The following is a 17,533-nucleotide window of genomic DNA, read 5'->3' on the forward strand; positions in this document are numbered from 1 at the left end:
GATTAGTGCTTTGTTGCGACATCCGGCGAAGTTCGACGGCGACCTGATGTTGACTGGGAGGCAGATCGGGCAGACGCCAGCTTTGACACGGCAAGCCTTAGGCAAAACAGAGGGAACGTACATGACCAATCTCGCTTCGCGTCTCGCCAAGCTCGCTCTTGCGGCTGGCGTCGCTCTCACCGCCTTCTCGGCCGCGCATGCCGGCACGATGAAGCTCGGCATGACCACCTGGGTCGGTTACGGCCCGCTCTTCCTCGCCCGCGATCTCGGCTACTTCAAGGAAAAGGGCCTCGATATCGACCTGCAGATCGTCGAGGACAATGCGATCGCGGAAGCCGCGGTCGCCGCCGGCCAGATGGACGGAGATGCCGGCACGATCGACGAAATCCTGAAATACCGCTCGCCGGAATTCTGCTTCAAGTCCGTCTATGCGCTCGACGACAGCCATGGCGGCGACGGCATGCTGGCCCCGTCTACGGCCAATTCCCTCAAGGATCTCAAGGGCCTGGAAGTCGGTATCAACGAAGGCTCCACCTCGCAGTTCTGGTTCGACATCCTCTTGAAGCAGAACGGCATGTCCGAAAAGGACGTCAAGATCACCAACATGACCGCCGACGATGCCGCCGCGGCCTTCATGGCCGACCGCATCCCCGTCGCCGTCACCTGGGAACCGCACCTGACGCTGGCCAAGAAGGCCAACAAGGGCAAAGTGCTGATGGATTCTTCTAAGACGCCGGGCATCATCGTCGACGTCGTGTCGTTGCGCTGCGACTATATCAAGAACAATCCGAAAGATGTCGAGGCGCTGGTCTATGGCCTCTACAAGGCCAATGAATATATCAAAACCAACCAGGACGACGCCTACAAGATCATGGCCAAGGGCGTCGGCGGCTGGCTGACCGACCCGAAGGATTTCGCTTCCTCGGCTGCCGGCGTGAATTTTTATGGCGAACCGCGCAACAAGGAATTCTTCAAGGACGGCGCCAACGGCGAATCTGGCAAGCTCGTCGTGCTTGGCAAGGAAGTCTGGGGTGCGCTTTCCAAGCTGAAGATGGACGTCAAGTATGACGACGTCGTCGATACGAGCTATCTCGGCCTGAAGTGACACCTCCGTTTACCGGGACGGTCCGCCGTCCCGGTCCCCGACAGTCCGTGGGCAAACGGAGCGCCTCCCTGTGAGTAAAAAACCGTTTTCAAAAGACATTGCGACGCCGTTTCGAGAGATTCCGCGGGGCCTGACAATCGGCCTGCCGATCGTGATCTGGATCGTCGTGATCGCCGTCTGGTTCCTTGTGACCTATTCCGGCTTGGTTCCAAGCATCTTCCTGCCACGTCCGGACATCGTGGTGGAAAGAACATTCGCCATGGCTTCGGATGGTTCCCTCTGGGAACATGTCAGCGCTAGCATCGAAGTCGTGATGATCGGGTTCGTCATATCCAGCATTATCGCTGTGCCGCTTGGCCTGTTCATGGGAACATACCGTGTGGTGCAAGCCACGCTTGATCCCCTGGTGAATTTCATCCGCTACCTGCCGGTCACGTCGCTTATCCCGCTCTTCATTCTCTGGATCGGCATCGGCATCTGGGAACGGATCGCGGTCATCTTCTTCGGCACATTCTTCCAGCAGGTAGTGATGTTCGCCGATGCGGGACGCTCGGTCCCACGCGATCTGGTCAACGCGGCCTATACGCTGGGTACACGACGCAAGGATACGGTGTTTCACATTGTCCTGCCGGCCACACTGCCCAATATCCTCGACATTCTCAGGGTGACCATGGGTTGGGCCTGGACCTACGTGGTCGCGGCGGAACTGGTCGCAGCGAGTGCCGGCCTCGGCTATATCTCGATGAAGGCATTGCGCRGCTTCCAGGTCGACGTCATCTTCATGGCCGTTGCTTCGATCGGCATTCTCGGCGTCGCCACCGACCAGGTTTTCCGGCTTATACGCCGCCTCGCCGCTCCGTGGGCGAACTAGGAATAGACGATGGCTGCCACGAAATTGGATCATAACAGTTCCGACATCTCCGTCGATCAAGTCGAACTGCGCTACGGCGCCGGTAAAGGATCGGTGCTCGCGCTGAGCGGACTGTCGCTGCATGTCGAGAAGAACGAATTCTGCGTCATCGTCGGCCCCTCCGGCTGCGGCAAATCGAGCCTGCTCTACCTGATTGCCGGGCTCGAAGACCGCACCGGCGGCGCGATCCGCGTCGGCCCCAGGCCGATCAGCGAACCGGGTGCCGACCGGGGCATGGTGTTCCAGTCCTACACGCTGTTTCCCTGGCTGACCGTGTCGCAGAACGTCGAATACGGCCCCAAGCGCAAAGGGTTGCCGGCGCGCGAGCGCAGGGAGATCGTCGATCACTATCTCGCCGAGGTCGGCCTGTCGAAATTCTCCAATCATTATCCGTCGCAGCTTTCCGGCGGCATGAAGCAGCGCGTAGCGATCGCCCGCGCGCTGGCAAACGACCCGGAAGTGCTGCTGATGGACGAGCCGTTCGGTGCGCTCGACAGCCAGACACGGCATTCGATGCAGACGCTCTTGCTGAGAGTCTGGGAACATTCGATGAAGACGGTGCTGTTCGTCACCCATGACATCGAGGAAGCCATCCTGCTTGGCGACCGGGTGCTGGTCATGTCCGGCCGCCCGGGACTGATCAAGAAGGAGATCAAGGTGAATTTCGCCCGGCCGCGCAGCTTTGACCTGGTGCTGGAGCCGGAATTCATCGCCATGAAGCGTGAGATCCTCGGTCTGCTCAAAAACGACGAGGACGACGTTCACTGACGGGCAGCCGCCCGGCGACATCCGTGGAGAGTGCCATGAGTGAACTTGCGTTCGACTATATCGTCATCGGCGCGGGCTCTGCCGGCTGCGCTGTTGTCAACCGCCTCAGCGGCGATCCGGGCAAGACTGTCTGCCTGATCGAGGGTGGCGGCAGCGATGCCAGCCTGCGTGTCAGGGTGCCGGCCGGCATCCTGTCGCTTTACGGCAGCAAGCGCTACGATTATTCCTTTGTCGGCGTGCCGCAGCCGCAGCTCAACAATCGCCGCATTCCCGTCAATCGCGGCAAGGGGCTGGGCGGATCGAGCATCATCAATTCGATGATCTATATTCGCGGTGCCCGCGAGGACTATGACGAATGGGCCGCGCTCGGCTGCGCCGGCTGGTCCTATGCCGACGTGCTGCCGGTATTCAAAAGTTTCGAGCATAATCTGCTGGGGCAAGACCCCGCTTATCACGGCGTCTCCGGCGAACTGCTGGTCGACAATCCGCGTGACCCGAACGAAGTATCGAATGTGTTCGTCGAAGCCGGCAAACATGTCGGCTTGCCTGACRATCGCGATTTCAACGCCGAAAGCCAGTATGGCGTCGGTATCTACAACGTCACCCAGGACAGGGGCCAGCGCTTCTCGGCCCATACCGCCTTCGTCAAGCCGGTGCTAGGCCGCGGGAACCTGACGACGCTCACCGAGACCGAAGTGTTGTCGCTGATTCTTGACGGCCGCAAAGTCACCGGCGTGCGCGTGCGCCGCAACGGCGCGGAAGAAGTGATCGACTGCCGCGGCGAGGTCGTCCTGTCAGCGGGCGCTATCGGTTCGCCGCACGTGCTGCTCGCCTCGGGCATTGGCCCGGCCGGCGAGCTTTCCAGCAATGGCGTCGCGCCACAGGTCGACCTGCCTGGTGTCGGCAAGAACCTGCGCGACCATGTCGACGGCATGATCACCGTGCGTTCGTCGAGCCGCCGTACACTCGGGCTGTCGGCGCAGAACCTGCCGGCGATGATTGTGGCGCCTCTCAAATATTTCGGCGCGCGCCGCGGCATGCTGACCACCAACTATGTCGAGGCCGGCGGTTTCGCCAGGACGAAATATGCCGGTGACGGTCCGGCGGACATCCAGTTCCATTTCGTGCCAGGCTATCGCAGCCATCGCGGCCGGTTGATCGAATATGGCCACGGCTATGCGGTGCATACCTGCGTACTGCGGCCGAAAAGCATCGGCGAGATCCGGCTCAAGCGGAGTAATGTGCTGGAGATAGACCACCGGTTCTTCTCGGAGGAGCAGGATGCGCTGACGCTGGTCGAAGGCATCAAGTTCGCCCGTTCGATCTTTGCCGACAAGGCTTTCGATGACCTGCGCGGCCCGGAAATGCTGCCGGGACCGAATGTAAGGACGGATGAAGAGATCCTCGCCTATCTGCGCGCCGAGGCACTGACCGTTTTCCACCCCGTCGGCACCTGCAAGATGGGCACGGATGCGATGGCGGTGACCGATCCATCGACATTGCTTGTGCGCGGCCTGCAGAACCTGCGCGTCGCCGATGCCTCGATCATGCCGACGCTGATCGGCGGCAATACCAATGCGCCGTCGATGATGATTGGCCTGCGCGCCGCCGGCATGGTGCTGGGCAAACCCGTCGCCGTGAATGAGGCGGCCTGATCCATGCCTATCGATCTCGACCGGCTCACAGTAGACGCGGCGCAAGCCGACTTCGCTTCCGGCACACTCACCGCAGAGGACCTGACTCGCGCCTGCCTTGCCCGCATCGCCGTGCGCAATCCGCATCTCAACGCCATCATCTTTCTCAACGACCATGCGCTCGACGAAGCGCGCGAGATCGACCGCCGCCTGGCCGCAGGCGAAACACTCGGCCCGCTCGCCGGCATTCCCTTCGTCGCCAAGGACACGATGAATGTTGCTGGCTTCCCCACCACCGGCGGCTGGCACCTGCTGTCGAGCAAGGCTGGCGGCATCGACCTGATCCCGGAGCAGGACTGCGATGTCGTGGCGCGGATGCGTGCCGCCGGCGCTGTGCTGCTCGGCAAGACCAATGTGCCGGTACTGTCAGCCACTGGCACCCATGCCGACGACAGTTGGGCGGGCCCGACCTTGAATGTGATCGACAATAGGCTGGTGCCGGGCGGTTCAAGTGCTGGTTCGGCCTCAGCCGTCGCGAGCGGCATGGTGGTGATCGGCCTTGCCGAGGAAACCGGCGGCTCGATCCAGAACCCGGCTGCGGCGCATGGCCTGGTGGGCGTCAAGCCGACTTTCGGCCTGGTTTCCAATGCCGGCGTCATGCCGCTCGGCGCCTCGACGCTCGATGTGATGGGACCGATCGCGCGGACGGTACGGGATGCAGCGATCGCGCTCGATGTGCTCGCCGGCTATTCATCCAACGATCAGAAGACTGTCGCAGGCGTCGGCACGAAGCCGGCCGGCGGCTATGCGGCCCAGCTCGACCGGCATCCCCTTGCCGGCAAGCGACTTGGCCTTTATGGCCCCGGCTGGCGCAAGGTTTCCGGCAGCTGGCGCGGTCAGCCGCTGGCACCCGGTGTTGCCGATGCTTATGAGAGAGTACAGGTTCTGCTGAAAGCCAGGGGTGTCGAACTCSTTGCGGACCCCTTTGCCGGCAGTGGCTTTGCCGATCTCGCCAGGATCACACTAGGTGGCGACGAATATGACATACGCGGCATGGAGAGCCTGCCCTATGACCTCGGCGTCTGGCTGGCATCGCTCGGACCGAAGGCTGCGATCAAGAATTTTGCAGAATTCTGCCAAGCGACCAGGGCCGAGGATCCTTTCGCGCCGTCCGGCGTGTTGAATTATTTATCCGGATTCGACGAACTCCAGGCCTGCATGGCCAACCCGTCAAAACCACCGCCACTGACAAGCTTCTATGAGGCTCGGCAAGCCCATCTCGCCATCTTCAACTCGGTGATGGATCGCCACGCGCTCGACGCCCTGATTTTTCCGCAGGCCGCCGATCCGCTGCCCGAGCGCGGCGCCGGCATCAGCATACGCGAGACAACCGTCGCAGAGATCAATATCGCCGGTCTGCCGGGCGTAACCGTGCCTGCAGGACATCTGGCGACGGGCGAGCCGTTCGGCCTGATCTTCGTCGGCCGGCTGTGGAGCGAGGCCATGCTGCTGGGCTTGGCGCATGATTTCGAGCGGTCGGTGAAAACCTGACCGGCTCGCGACGTCGCCAAGCTCCTGTCGCCCGGCGATCAGGTCATACGATTTTTCTCGAGCCATTCGGTTGGGCTAAGAGATGTCACCCTTCGGAATTCACGGTTGAAGTTCGATTTGGTCTGAAAGCCGGATTCAAACATGGCGGCAGTGACCGAGCTGCTCGTCTGCAGCAGCCGGCACGCTTCGGCGATGCGGAAATCGTTGATATATTGCGAGACATTTTTGCCGGCGAGCCTGTTGACTGCACCGGATATCTGCCTGGCTGGGATGCCGGAGCGTCGTGCCAGCCGAGCGAGCGTCAAGTTGTCGTCGAGAAATAACTTCTGCTCGTTCAGCAGGAGATCCAAGCTGTCCAGCACCCCACGATCCCGCCCGGTCTCGGAAAGAGAAAGGTCGCCTTGCGTGGCAGGTTCCGGAAGCGCCTTCGCCTGCGCGGCCACGATCGCTGTCAGGCCGAGGAGGAGCAATCCAAGCAGGTTCGCATTGCTGACGATAAGGATGGCGTTGTGTCCTCGGCTCCACGCGAAATCGAGATAAACCKCGAGATCGAACGAAGCCGACAGGCACAGTGATGCAGCGGCAATGACAAGCGCCCGATGTGCTGCAATGGCGCTTTCAAACCTGGCCTCATCCAGACCGTCGGGTCCCCACCGGCCGAGCCTGAGCAGTGCAATGGCGTAACCGATGAACACAGCCATCAGCGTAACGTCGATGAATTGTGGCATCACGACGAGCAGGGCGATGATGATGAAGGGCGGAAGGGCGTGCACCCAAATGGCAACCTGTCGATCAGACTCACCCTGATTGATCAGCTTGCGGAAGCTGGCCAAAACAAGTGGAGGAAGGCAGGCGGCGAGAACAGGAAGGACATAATGCAGTTCCACAAAGCCGTAGCCCCATCGCAAGCCAACGGCGACCGATTGCAACACGGTCAGGCCGATGAGCGCAAGGAACGGACGATTTTCTTTCTGCAGATCGGAGTTTCGCAGCAGCGCTCCGAGCAGGATTAGAAGCAGAAGGGCAACGACGAAAGGCAGGGGGACAAAAATCACGGGCGCACACACGGTTGGGGGTCGGCGCCACGATGGCCGCGATCACGATCGAGAACGACCTAGATCATGATTCAGGTCGAGTTCCCACACCGTTTTTCCTCAGATGAACGCCGGAAAGCAGCCGCAAACGCGGCTGATCGTTTCGGTCACATTATTGAGGGAACAATGAAGCTTTTGATGAAAGTCAGGACCATATTCGGGGCCATGGCGCTTTCCATGTTGATTGCGCAACAGACTGCCAGCGCCGGCGAAAATGTGGGTGTGCATCAGATCGCGGCTCCGTCGAAAGAGCGGGGCGTCGATCTCGACGCGACAGTTTGGTACCCGGCGAAACCAGGTGGAAAGTCCGTCACGCTTGGTGAGAGCGTGTTTTTCAAGGGGACTCCTGCCATGCGCGATGCCCCGATAGCGGATGGAAAATTCCCGCTCGTTCTGCTCTCTCACGGAGCAGGCTTGGCGGGAACCGCGCAGGCGCTAAGCTGGATTGCAGTACCATTGGCGAAACAGGGCTTCATTGTCGCGGCGCCCACCCATCCCGGAAATGGCGGTGCACACCGATCTGCTGCGGAAACGATGAAGCTTTGGCTGAGGCCTACGGATATCACCGAGACCCTGAATGCGATGGAAACCGCCTCTTTCTTTCGAGAGCAACTGGATTCCGACGAGGTGGGTGTTCTCGGGCTTTCCATGGGCGGCAGCACCGCGCTGATGATCGCTGGCGCTCGCATAGATCCACAACGTTTGGCAAGCTATTGCGACACGGACGCGCGCAATGCATCTCTTTGTGCATGGGTCAGGCAAAGTGGAGTTGATCTGCACGCAATGGATTTTCGATCAGCCGGCCGTGACTACAGGGACAAGCGCATCCGGTTTGCCATGGCAATCGATCCCGCGCCTGTCGACGTCTTTGAATTCAAGGATTTTTCCGAGATTTCGATTCCTGTCGACGTGGTGAATCTCGGCCAGCCGGGGAAAATCCCCCTGACTGTGGACGCTTCGAAGATTGTGAAAGTCATTCCACAGGCCACATATGCCGCGATCGAAGATGCAAGCCACTTCAGCATGTTCGCCGAGTGCAAGCCGGGTGCGGTCGAGATGGCTGAATCCGCAAAGATCGGTGATCCGATTTGTATGGATGCCGGAGGCCGGACTCGGCGTGAAATCCATGCTCAACTGAGCGATATGGTCCTTGCTGTCTTCAACCGCGCGTTTGGCCGCCAGACTGCCGGAGCCCGGTCAAACCCATAGCGTTTTGGACAGTGACGTGTCGTCGGCTCGGTGTCGGACTTCGCCCTTTCTGCAAGCGACCGACCTCATGGCTTACCGCATCCTACTCCTGCGGTTCGCAGCGAACATCGGTGCGGACGGAATTGGCGATGAAGCATTCCTCATGCGCCAGATGATGCAGTTCCGCCGCGGTTTGCCCATCCGGCACGTCCCCATCCCAGGCAATGCGCGGCCGGAGCGTCACTTCGCTGACCCAGAAGTGGCCCTTTTCGTTTTTCGCCATTCGCCCTTCCGCCACATCTTCATACCGGTTAATGACCAGGCCGCGTTTGGCGGCCAGATAGAGGAAGGTCAGCATGTGGCAGGAGGACAGGCTGGCAATGAAGGCTTCTTCCGGATCGACGCCGGAAGGGTCGGAAAAGCGCGGCACGACATGCGGCGACGAGGAGGCGCGGAAACTGACGCCGCCGTCGAAGGACCAGGTATGGCCGCGGCTGTAGCGGTTGTCGCTGAACACTTCGCCCGGCGTCCGCTCCCAAAGGATGGTGGCAGTGTAGCTGGCCATGTAGGACCTTTCTGCATGGGGCCTGTCTGGCGCTGCTGACAGGCTGGTTTGCTCTGCATCGAGTTTGTATCCGGAAGAAATAACCAGAAACCGCCCTAAGCGATAGTCCATGCCGCCTTGCGAAGGGATTGACAGAAGGACACAATTGCGGCAATCATCAAGTCATCAGATGACTTGATGATTGAAAACCATGCAGCCCGTCAGCCGAACCAATCTCGCCGAAACCGCGGCCATTGCCATCCGCCAGGAAATCCTCGCCAAGCGCTGGGGCATCGGCGAGAAGCTGCCCAATGAGGCGGCGCTCTCCGACATGCTCTCCGTCAGCCGCGGCACGATTCGCGAGGCGGTACGGGTGCTCGTTTCGCAAGGCTATCTGGAAACCCGGCAGGGCTCCGGCACCTATGTCCTGTCGACCACGGATACGGCAGGCACGATGACCATGGCGCGCCGCGCCGGTCTGCGCGACCTGTTCGAGGCACGTGCGGCACTGGATGTCGAAGGCGCCCGGTTGGCGGCGCTGCGGCGGACGCCCGAAACGATCGTTGGCCTCCGCATGCTGCTGGAAAAGCGCGGCAATTTCCAGGGGGAGGACAAGGCCGGCTTCATTGAGCGTGATCTCGCCTTCCACAAGGCAGTGATTGCCGCCTCGGGCAACCTGGCGATGGTGGCGATCTACGATTTCTTCTCCGCCTCGATCACCGAGACGATCGCCTCGACGCTCGGTGGTGACATTCCCGAGCCGGATATGCAGGCGCATATTGCCATTGTCGATGCCATCGAAAGCGGCGATCCCGAAAAAGCCGATACCGCGGTGCGCGGCTTCATGGCGCCCGTTATTGCCGCTCTCGAACGGATGATTCTTTCATGAATAGCCATGTCCAGCCCCATGAGCCCGTCGAAGAATTGCTGATCGACGACGAGGCCGCTGCTCCGCCTGCCACGCCGCCGGCTAAGCAAACCGCCGCAAGCCGGGTGATTCTTGGCGTCAGCCTCGTGCTGATCGCCTTCAATCTTCGGCCGCTGTTTTCCAGCGCGTCTTCGCTGCTGCCGGAAATCCGCAGTGAGTTTGGCCTCGGCAGCATCGGCACCAGCGTGCTGACGACATTGCCGGTGTTCTGCATGGGTGCCTTCTCGCCACTTGCGCCAAAGCTGGCGCAGAAGATCGGTGCAGAGCGGACGCTGCTTGGCATGCTCTTTCTGCTGACGCTCGGTGTGGCTTTGCGCGGCATCGCCTCGGTGCCGATGCTGTTTTTGGGCACCGCGCTGGCCGGCGCCTGCATCGCCATCGGCAATGTGCTGCTGCCGGGTCTCGTCAAGCGCGATTTCCCCGATCGTGCCGCGCTGATGACGGGTTTTTACACGATGGCGCTTTGCGCCGGTGCCGCCGGTGCGGCCGGATTGACCCTGCCGGCGGAGCGTGCCTTCGGCGGCTCGCTGCAAGGTGCCTTGGCCGTTTGGGCAGTGCCGGCGCTTGTCGTCAGCCTGATGTGGTTGCCGCAGGTCCTGACCGGCGGCAGTGCCGCCAGCCGGCCGCGTGTGCGTGTTGCAGGCCTGTGGCGGGATCGGTTGGCCTGGAATGTGACGCTGTTCATGGGGCTGCAGTCGGCGCTGGCCTATTGCGTCTTCGGCTGGCTGGTGCCGATCCTGCGTGAGCGCGGGCTCGACGGCGTCGCAGCCGGCGGTATCGTGTCGCTTTCGGTGATGGTGCAGGCGGCGTCCTGCCTGCTGCTGCCACATCTTGCCGTGCGCGGTAGGGATCAGAGGCTGGTCAATGTAGCGCTGATCGTGGTCTCCGTTACCGCCCTGCTGGGCTTCCTGTTTGCGCCGCTGTCGACCGTCTGGGTTTGGGCGGTGCTGTCGGGCATCGGCCAGGGCGGGCTGATTGCCGTGGCACTGATGGTTATTGTGCTGCGTTCGCCCGATTCGCATGTCGCGGCGCATCTTTCCGGCATGGCGCAATGCGTCGGCTACCTGCTCGCCGCGCTCGGACCGCTGATCGTCGGCCTGATCCGCGGCTGGACCGGCTCCTTCAGCTGGAGCGCAGTGCTGTTCGTCCTGCTCGGGCTTGGCGCGGGCATCAACGGCTGGCTGGCCGGCCGCAATCGCCTCGTCGGCGTGCGAGCGGAAACCGGCTGAACGCCTTCCATTCTGAAAAAATTGGACGCCCGGTTAATTGCACCGGTCGCCCCGCTGAGCGCTTTCCTTAGACTGCCGGTCAAAGCAAAAGACCGGGAGTGAGACTATGGAGGCAGCGGCGGACTATCTGATCCTGGGGGGCGGTTCGGCCGGATGCGTGCTTGCCGCGCGGCTGACCGAAAATCCGAAGATCAGGGTGCTCCTGGTGGAAGCCGGGCGTAACCTGACGCGCGAGACGATGCCGGCACATGTCCGCAGCCGCTACCCCGGCCGCGCCTATCTCGATCCCAACAATATCTGGCCGGAATTGCAGGCCTATTTCGCCGCCCCTTTCGACGGCGTTTCGCGCGGCAAGCGGCGCTATGAGCAGGGACGGGTGCTGGGGGGCGGCTCCTCGGTCAACGCCATGGTCGCCAATCGCGGTGCGCCTTCGGACTATGACGAATGGGGGGAGATGGGTGCCGAGGGCTGGTCTTTCGAGGCCACCCTTCCCTATTTCCGCAAGCTCGAACGCGATGTCGATTTCGGCGGCGACAACAAATATCACGGCACGGTCGGGCCAATTCCCATCCGGCGAATTTCCGACCAGCGCATGTCGCCCTTCGTCAAAAGCGTCTGCGGCGCCTTTGAGCGGCAGGGCTATAAGCGCCATGCCGACCAGAACGGCGTCTGGGAGGATGGCATCTTCGTCGGCGCGATCGCGGTCGATGACAGCGGCCACCGTATCCCCACTTCGCTTGCCTATCTCACCGACGATGTCCGCAAACGCGCCAATCTGGAGATCATAACCGATCACACCGCCGAGCGGCTGGTGATCGACAATGGCCGCGTCACTGGCGCGGTGATCGTGCCGTCGAATGGCGGCGCGGAACGGACCGTGACAGGCCACGAGACCATTCTCTCGACCGGAGCGCTGCATACGCCGACACTGCTTATGCGCAGCGGCATCGGCCCGGCGGCACATCTCTCGGACATGGGTATTCCGTCCATCCTCGACCTGCCGGGCATCGGCGCCAACCTGATGGAGCATCCGTCGACGGCTGTCAGCTGCTACCTGCCGCCCAATCTCCGCCTCGCCGATCTCGACGAACACCACGACCACGCCATCCTGCGCTTTACCTCCGACATTCCGAATGCACCCGCAGGCGACATGCATGCGGCGATGATCGCCCGCTCCGGCTGGCATTCGATCGGCAGCCGCATCGGCACGCTGTTCATCTGGCTCAACAAGCCTTTTTCACGCGGTCAGGTGCGGCTTTCGGGCAAGACATCTAGAAGCGAGCCGGACGTCGATTTCCGCATGCTCTCCGATGACCGCGACCTGACACGCCTCGCCTGTGGTTTCCGCACCGGCGCGAAGGCATTGCTTGACCTACAGGACCACGGCGTTTGCGGCCCGGCTTTCCCGACCGCCTATTCCGCTCGCGTGGCGGCGATTGCCGCCGATGGCACGATGAACATGCTCAAACGCGGCCTGTTCTCGGCGATGATGGATGCGGCCGGCCCGGCGCGCGCCTGGCTGTTGCGCACAGCCGTGACCAGCGGTCTCGATCTCGCCTCGGTGGTCGCCGACGATCAGGGGCTCAAGACCATGCTCAAGGCCGCCGTCGGTGGTGTGTGGCATGCTTCGGGCACTTGCCGCATGGGCGGCGCCGATGACAAGATGGCGGTGACCGATGGTGCGGGCCATGTAAGGGGCATTGCAGGCCTGCGCATCTGCGATGCCTCGCTGATGCCTTCGATCCCGCGCGCCAACACCAACACACCGACGATCATGATGGCGGAGCGGATCGCCGATCTCATCAAGGCCGAAGCCGGTGCGGTATAGAATGGTTCATTTTTCCGCGGATTGCGTTACTATGCTGTCGATGCCTCCCGACAGACGGCATCGCAACGGCACGAAGGACATCCGTGGGAGCGGGTCCGCTGCCGTGGAGGAGGAGAAATGACGGGTATCCTGGCCGCCCTCAACGGCCCGTTCGGGCGTGTCACCTATTTCGAGATCGTCGAACCGGTCGGTAATCATGCGCATCCGCATGTGCATCTGCTGTTCAAGATTTCTGGCGACGACCGGATGATGAATGTCGAAGGCCGGACGGTGCGGCTCGACGACGACACCTGCATCCTGATCAATCCCTGGCAGGAACATTGCGACATCAGGCCGGATAGCGACAGTGCCACGCGCATGCTGGCGCTCTATATCGAGCCCGTCTGGCTGTCGCGCCATCTCGGCGGCGGCTGGCAGCGGAGTTTCGAGATCGTGACGGCGCCGATATTGCCGCATGTGCGCAGCCTGGTCGACGCGGTGCGCGACATGATCGAGGGCGGCCGCTCGGACCATGTGGCATTCGAGGCCCTGCTGCTCGAGCTGATCCAGGAATGCACCGCGCCGGTGAGGCTGCCGGTGGAAATGCGCCGCAGTGCCGACTACCGCATCAAGAATGCCGTCCAGCTGCTGCGCGAGGCGCCGCAGCTGCATAATGACTTTCGCTCCATCGCCCGCGATGTCGGCCTGTCACGCTCGCGCTTCTTCGAACAGTTCCGCAACTCGGTCGGCGTGGCGCCAAACATGTTCGTCGACAGTCTGGTGATCGAGGAGGCGATCCGCATGCTTGCCGTTTCCGGCCAACCGCTTGGGCAGATCTCCACCAATCTCGGCTTCGCGGCGCCTTCAAGCTTTACGCGTTTCTTCAAGGAGCGCGTCGGGTTCACGCCGAGCAATCTCCGGCGCCATGTCAGCGACGCGGCTCTCTGACAGTCGCGTTATGCCAGGGCCATGGCGAGGCGCTCGGCCCATTCGGCGATTCCCGTTTCGTCGCGCACCAGGTCCTGGCGGATTTCGATGAGGATTGCCGGATAGCCGCGATCGTCGCCATGCACCGGCACGGCATAGTCTCCCGCTCTGTCGACCGTATAAGGCTCGTTGGCGCCAACGATCAGCGAGCGGTCCTGGCTGAGCCGGTTGATTGTCTCCTCCGCAAATCCTCTTGATTTGTCGAACAGAACGCCCGCGTGCCACGGCCTAGCCTTTCCAAAGAAAACCGGCGTGAAGGAATGGATGGTGACGATCCGCGTGGCCCGCCCTAGCCTGTCCCGCTCGCCAAGATGCGCCTGCACGCGCGCATGGAAGGGTGCGAAAATTCGATCGATCCGTCGCCGTCTCTCCGCCGGCGGCAAAGCCTCATTGCCCGGAATCTCGGTCGCTTCCGAGCGCAGGGGAATGCTGGTCGGACTGTCGAGCGGCCGGTTGAGGTCGATCAGCATGCGAGAATAGGTACCGAGAAAGCAGATCGCATCCAGCCGCTGCGAAAGCGTTCGCGCCACGGCCTCCGCCCCGATATCCCAGGCAATATGACGACAGAGTTCCTCCGGCGGCAGGCCGAGTCCGTCATATTCGATCGGGATATGACTGGAGGCGTGCTCGCAGATCAGCACGATATCCGAGGCGCCGGCCTCGTTGAGCATCGTGACCGCCGGCGGCCAGTCCGACCCGTTGAGCGGCGCGGTCATCGTCAATAGACTTCCCGGTAGCGTTCGCAGATCGCGGCATCGTCGAGTCCGGCCAGCGCCTTCATCTCCTCCGACTTTACCCCGGCAAAACTTTCAAGGAAGAGCGGCGCGAACCAACCGCGGACGGTGGCATCGGCTTTCAGCGCGTCGAGTGCGGCAGGCAGGCTTTCAGGCAGGCGGATCAGGCCTTTTTCCGCCCGTTCTGACTCGCTCATAATCGAAGGATCGCCCGAGACGATCGGCGGCGGCGGCAGCTTTTGCTTCAACCCGTCCAGCCCAGCGCGGACGATGGCCGCCAGCGCCAGATAGGGATTCGCCGTCGCATCGGCGGCGCGGTATTCGATGTTGAAACTCTTCACCGGATTCCGGCCGCCGATTGTCACCGTCGGGCAGATGCGCAAGGTCGCCTCGCGGTCCCTGTCACCCAGCCAAGTATAGGACGAGCTCCAGCTGTGCGGCTTCAGGCGATAGTAGGAAGAAACGCTCGATGCCGTCAGGACCGTCATCGCCGGCAGATGCTTGATTACGCCGGCGCAGAACGCAGCGGCCGCCGCGGACAGGCCCGCCGGGCCGGCGTTGTCATAGGTCGCCGGCTCACCTTTGCTGTCGATGAGGCTGAAATGGATATGCACGCCATTGCCGACCGAATCCGGCGCGGTCTTGGGCGCGAAGCTTGCCTTCCAGCCACGGACCCGGGCGATCTCGCGGGTGATTTCACGGATCGCAACGGCGCGATCGGCGGCCGTCAGCGCGTCGGCCGGTGCATGCGTCACCTCGAACTGGTCGATGCCGAATTCGGCGATGATCACTTCCGGCGAAACGCCCGCTTCGGTCAGCGCCGCCATCAATTGCGACGCGAACGGATCGGCCCGGCGCAGTCCTTCGAAGGAGAGCACATGTGCGGGCGGCAGGTTGGCGCCGAAAACCTGGAATTCCTGCTCCACGGCAGCCAATAGCGATAGCCCTGTCTCAGCCTTGAGATCGGCCAGCGCATCGCGCAGCATCGTGCGCGTGCAGCAGGACCAGGGCGTGCCGTCGAGCTCGACCAGATTGCCGGGTACGAGGTCGAAGGCGGTCGCCGCACCGGTCTTTTCCGTGCGTAAGCGGGCGTCCAGGTCCGGGATCAGCCGGAGATCGCCCGATGAGCCCCAGGGATTGGGATCGGCGATCGAATTTAACGGCGTCAGCGACACATTGGCCTGCAGCCAGCCGATGCCGATTTCGCTGAGCTGGTCCAGCCGGCTTGTGGAGACGAAGCGGCCCCTGGTCACGGCGGAAATGTCCGTGGTGACGATGCCGGTCAACGGTTCGTAGAGATCACTCATGCGGCTTTGCTCATCGCCTGCATGCGGCCGACCACCGTGTCAGTGTCGGCAACCCAGCAATAGCCGCCGAACGCCTTTAGCGCTCCCTCATGCCGTTCCCCAGAGGCGGCGCAGCAGGCGTCCGAGACGCAGGTGACGTAATAGCCGCGATCGGCGGCATCGCGCACCGCCATGTCGACGCATTGGTCGGTCATGATGCCGGTGATGATCAGGTAGCGGATGCCGAGATTCTTCAGGAGATAGTCGATATTGGTCGAGTTGAAGACGCCCGACGACGTCTTGGGGATCAGGATCTCGTCGCCGACCGGGGCGAGATTTTTGGGCGGCAGGCCCTCCGGCAGCGACGGGGCGATATGGATCGGCGTCAGCTTGTGATCGAGCGAGCGGTCGCGGCCATCTTCAGTGAGGCTCTGGATGATCGTGTGCATCACCTCGATGCCCCTGGCGCGGGCGGCAGCCAACAGGCGCTCATTGTTGGGAATGGTGGTCGAGGCCGTGGTTTTGTAAAAATAGTGCTCAGGCCCGCGTTCGGGATGCGACGGGTCGAGCCCCGGCTCAAGCCAGATGCGCTGCATGTCGACCAGGAGAAGTGCTGTCTCGCCGGGACTATAAGGCGCGTCGCGGCGCATGAGGGGTGGTGTCATCGTGTCATCCTTTGACGGTCTTGGGTCCGGGAAAATCGCGGATCGAGGTTCCCGTCATATTGTCGATCGCCTCGTGGTCGAGCGTCACGGCATTGGCGTGGCGGATGATCTCCAGCGTCTCGATACGGTTGCGCATGGCCTCGTCCATGCCGGCGAGGATATGCGCGACGAAGGCTTCCAACTGCGCCAGCGCCGGCGCCAGCGTGTCGTAGGGTGACGCGGCCTCGACGGGGCTGGTGATGGTCACTTCGGCAATCTCTGCGATCGGCGACAGCCAGGGATCGGTGAACAGCACAATGCGCGCGCCACGAGCCGCGGCTTGCCGCGCGAAGGCGACAATGTCGTTCTGATAGCGCCGATAGTCGAACACGACCAGCACGTCGCGTTTGTCCATGTCGATGAGTGTGTCGAAGGCCTGCGGCGAGAGGGGCCCGAGGTCGCGGACACCGGGCCGGAGCTGCGCAAGATAGCCGGCCAGCATGCCGGCCAGATACCGGCTGAAGCGGCCGCCGAGCAGCGTCAACGGCAGGCGGCTATCGGTCACCAGCTTCGCCGCGCGGTCATAGGTTACCGCGGGCGTCGTCAGCATTGCCTTGTCGATACAGCCGGCGACCGAATGCAGATAGGCATTGATGGCGTCGTCCTCGGCCGATCCGCCGTGGCGCTTGGTTTCCATCATCAGCAGCGGCGAATGCAGCCGCGCCTCGACCTCGGCCAGCAATCTCGCCTGAAAATCCGGATAGCCCTGGAAGCCGAGCTTCATCGCCAGCCGCACCACTGTCGGGTCACTGACGCCGGCACGCCGGGCGAGCCCGGTGGCTGTGCCGAGCCCGGCCGTCGGATAGTCGGCAAGCAGCACCTGCACGATCTTTTCCTCTGACGGCGTCAGGGAAAGGCTGCTCTTCAGCAAGAGGTCGCGCAGGCTCACCCCTGCCCCCATAGTTAGACCCACATGAAGAAAGACTTACAGACAAAACAGTTCTCGTCAATCATGAAGAATTGTTGACAGAGAGGTAAATCTGGCATTTACTTTCGCGCAACGCAGCGAGAGACTGTCCGGAACAGCACGCGATCATTGGTTTTTCCGCCATTTCACCGATGGA

16 protein-coding genes are annotated in these 17,533 nt (G+C 62.1%); 10 read left to right on the forward strand and 6 right to left on the reverse strand.

All coding sequences use genetic code 11. The features are described from left to right. Positions 1-121 precede the first annotated feature (121 nt). The 5 genes from AC1DYF_RS07030 (at position 122) to AC1DYF_RS07050 (ending at position 5,968) form a co-directional block, all read left to right on the forward strand. Positions 122-1,105, forward strand: a complete 984-nt coding sequence (locus AC1DYF_RS07030; RefSeq protein WP_477875976.1) for an ABC transporter substrate-binding protein — start codon at positions 122-124, stop codon at positions 1,103-1,105. A gap of 70 nt (positions 1,106-1,175) precedes the next feature. Beyond that, positions 1,176-1,976, forward strand: a complete 801-nt coding sequence (locus AC1DYF_RS07035) for an ABC transporter permease (RefSeq protein WP_477875977.1) — start codon at positions 1,176-1,178, stop codon at positions 1,974-1,976. Positions 1,977-1,985: 9 nt separating this feature from the next. After that, on the forward strand, positions 1,986-2,783 hold the full coding sequence (locus tag AC1DYF_RS07040) for an ABC transporter ATP-binding protein (protein ID WP_477875978.1): 798 nt from the start codon (positions 1,986-1,988) through the stop codon (positions 2,781-2,783). 35 nt (positions 2,784-2,818) lie between these two features. Then, on the forward strand, positions 2,819-4,438 hold the full coding sequence (locus AC1DYF_RS07045; protein WP_477875979.1) for a GMC family oxidoreductase: 1,620 nt from the start codon (positions 2,819-2,821) through the stop codon (positions 4,436-4,438). Positions 4,439-4,441: 3 nt separating this feature from the next. Then, positions 4,442-5,968: an amidase gene (locus tag AC1DYF_RS07050; protein WP_477875980.1), complete on the forward strand. Its 1,527-nt coding sequence runs from the start codon at positions 4,442-4,444 to the stop codon at positions 5,966-5,968. Between the two features lie 38 nt (positions 5,969-6,006). Here the strand turns inward: AC1DYF_RS07050 and AC1DYF_RS07055 are convergent, their stop codons facing one another. After that, the gene (locus tag AC1DYF_RS07055) at positions 6,007-7,023 is read right to left on the reverse strand and encodes a helix-turn-helix domain-containing protein (protein WP_477875981.1); all 1,017 of its coding nucleotides are present in this window, start codon (positions 7,021-7,023) and stop codon (positions 6,007-6,009) included. A gap of 165 nt (positions 7,024-7,188) precedes the next feature. On the opposite strand from AC1DYF_RS07055, the gene AC1DYF_RS07060 reads away from it, so the two are divergent. Continuing rightward, entirely contained in the window at positions 7,189-8,271 is a 1,083-nt protein-coding gene (locus tag AC1DYF_RS07060) for an alpha/beta hydrolase family protein (protein ID WP_477876059.1), read from the forward strand. Between the two features lie 82 nt (positions 8,272-8,353). Here AC1DYF_RS07060 and AC1DYF_RS07065 read toward each other — a convergent pair whose 3' ends face one another. Beyond that, a complete protein-coding gene (locus AC1DYF_RS07065) occupies positions 8,354-8,815 on the reverse strand; it encodes an OsmC family protein (protein ID WP_477875982.1) in 462 nt (153 codons plus the stop codon). A 190-nt stretch (positions 8,816-9,005) separates the two neighbouring features. Between AC1DYF_RS07065 and AC1DYF_RS07070 the strand changes: the two genes are divergently transcribed. From AC1DYF_RS07070 to AC1DYF_RS07085, 4 genes are all read left to right on the forward strand, one after another. After that, positions 9,006-9,683, forward strand: coding sequence for a FadR/GntR family transcriptional regulator (locus AC1DYF_RS07070; RefSeq protein ID WP_477875983.1), 678 nt, complete (start codon positions 9,006-9,008; stop codon positions 9,681-9,683). Next, complete coding sequence (locus AC1DYF_RS07075; protein WP_477875984.1) at positions 9,680-10,951, forward strand: CynX/NimT family MFS transporter; 1,272 nt, start codon at positions 9,680-9,682, stop codon at positions 10,949-10,951. Before AC1DYF_RS07070 ends, AC1DYF_RS07075 begins: the two co-directional genes overlap by 4 nt. Before the next feature lie 106 nt (positions 10,952-11,057). Beyond that, positions 11,058-12,779, forward strand: a complete 1,722-nt coding sequence (locus AC1DYF_RS07080; RefSeq protein ID WP_477875985.1) for a GMC family oxidoreductase — start codon at positions 11,058-11,060, stop codon at positions 12,777-12,779. A gap of 117 nt (positions 12,780-12,896) precedes the next feature. Continuing rightward, positions 12,897-13,706, forward strand: a complete 810-nt coding sequence (locus AC1DYF_RS07085) for a helix-turn-helix domain-containing protein (protein WP_477875986.1) — start codon at positions 12,897-12,899, stop codon at positions 13,704-13,706. 8 nt (positions 13,707-13,714) lie between these two features. Here the strand turns inward: AC1DYF_RS07085 and AC1DYF_RS07090 are convergent, their stop codons facing one another. From AC1DYF_RS07090 to AC1DYF_RS07105, 4 genes are read right to left on the reverse strand one after another with little or no spacing between them, the layout of a single operon-like run. After that, positions 13,715-14,461: an N-formylglutamate amidohydrolase gene (locus AC1DYF_RS07090; RefSeq protein ID WP_477875987.1), complete on the reverse strand. Its 747-nt coding sequence runs from the start codon at positions 14,459-14,461 to the stop codon at positions 13,715-13,717. A 2-nt stretch (positions 14,462-14,463) separates the two neighbouring features. Continuing rightward, entirely contained in the window at positions 14,464-15,786 is a 1,323-nt protein-coding gene (locus AC1DYF_RS07095) for a type I glutamate--ammonia ligase (protein ID WP_477875988.1), read from the reverse strand. Beyond that, the gene (locus AC1DYF_RS07100; protein ID WP_477875989.1) at positions 15,783-16,430 is read right to left on the reverse strand and encodes a cysteine hydrolase family protein; all 648 of its coding nucleotides are present in this window, start codon (positions 16,428-16,430) and stop codon (positions 15,783-15,785) included. Before AC1DYF_RS07100 ends, AC1DYF_RS07095 begins: the two co-directional genes overlap by 4 nt. A 4-nt stretch (positions 16,431-16,434) precedes the next feature. Then, entirely contained in the window at positions 16,435-17,358 is a 924-nt protein-coding gene (locus AC1DYF_RS07105; protein ID WP_477875990.1) for a MurR/RpiR family transcriptional regulator, read from the reverse strand. Positions 17,359-17,533 lie beyond the last annotated feature (175 nt).

The sequence above is a fragment of the Rhizobium sp. P2_G9 genome, from assembly GCF_056403475.1.

Bases quoted from the DNA above. Each gene is read 5' to 3' on its own strand.
- AC1DYF_RS07095 (WP_477875988.1), bottom strand. From the start codon at position 15,786: ATGAGTGATCTCTACGAACCGTTGACCGGCATCGTCACCACGGACATT.
- AC1DYF_RS07090 (WP_477875987.1), bottom strand. From the start codon at position 14,461: ATGACCGCGCCGCTCAACGGGTCGGACTGGCCGCCGGCGGTCACGATG.
- AC1DYF_RS07085 (WP_477875986.1), top strand. From the start codon at position 12,897: ATGACGGGTATCCTGGCCGCCCTCAACGGCCCGTTCGGGCGTGTCACC.
- AC1DYF_RS07040 (WP_477875978.1), top strand. From the start codon at position 1,986: ATGGCTGCCACGAAATTGGATCATAACAGTTCCGACATCTCCGTCGAT.
- AC1DYF_RS07070 (WP_477875983.1), top strand. From the start codon at position 9,006: ATGCAGCCCGTCAGCCGAACCAATCTCGCCGAAACCGCGGCCATTGCC.
- AC1DYF_RS07075 (WP_477875984.1), top strand. From the start codon at position 9,680: ATGAATAGCCATGTCCAGCCCCATGAGCCCGTCGAAGAATTGCTGATC.
- AC1DYF_RS07065 (WP_477875982.1), bottom strand. From the start codon at position 8,815: ATGGCCAGCTACACTGCCACCATCCTTTGGGAGCGGACGCCGGGCGAA.
- AC1DYF_RS07030 (WP_477875976.1), top strand. From the start codon at position 122: ATGACCAATCTCGCTTCGCGTCTCGCCAAGCTCGCTCTTGCGGCTGGC.
- AC1DYF_RS07100 (WP_477875989.1), bottom strand. From the start codon at position 16,430: ATGACACCACCCCTCATGCGCCGCGACGCGCCTTATAGTCCCGGCGAG.
- AC1DYF_RS07080 (WP_477875985.1), top strand. From the start codon at position 11,058: ATGGAGGCAGCGGCGGACTATCTGATCCTGGGGGGCGGTTCGGCCGGA.
- AC1DYF_RS07060 (WP_477876059.1), top strand. From the start codon at position 7,189: ATGAAGCTTTTGATGAAAGTCAGGACCATATTCGGGGCCATGGCGCTT.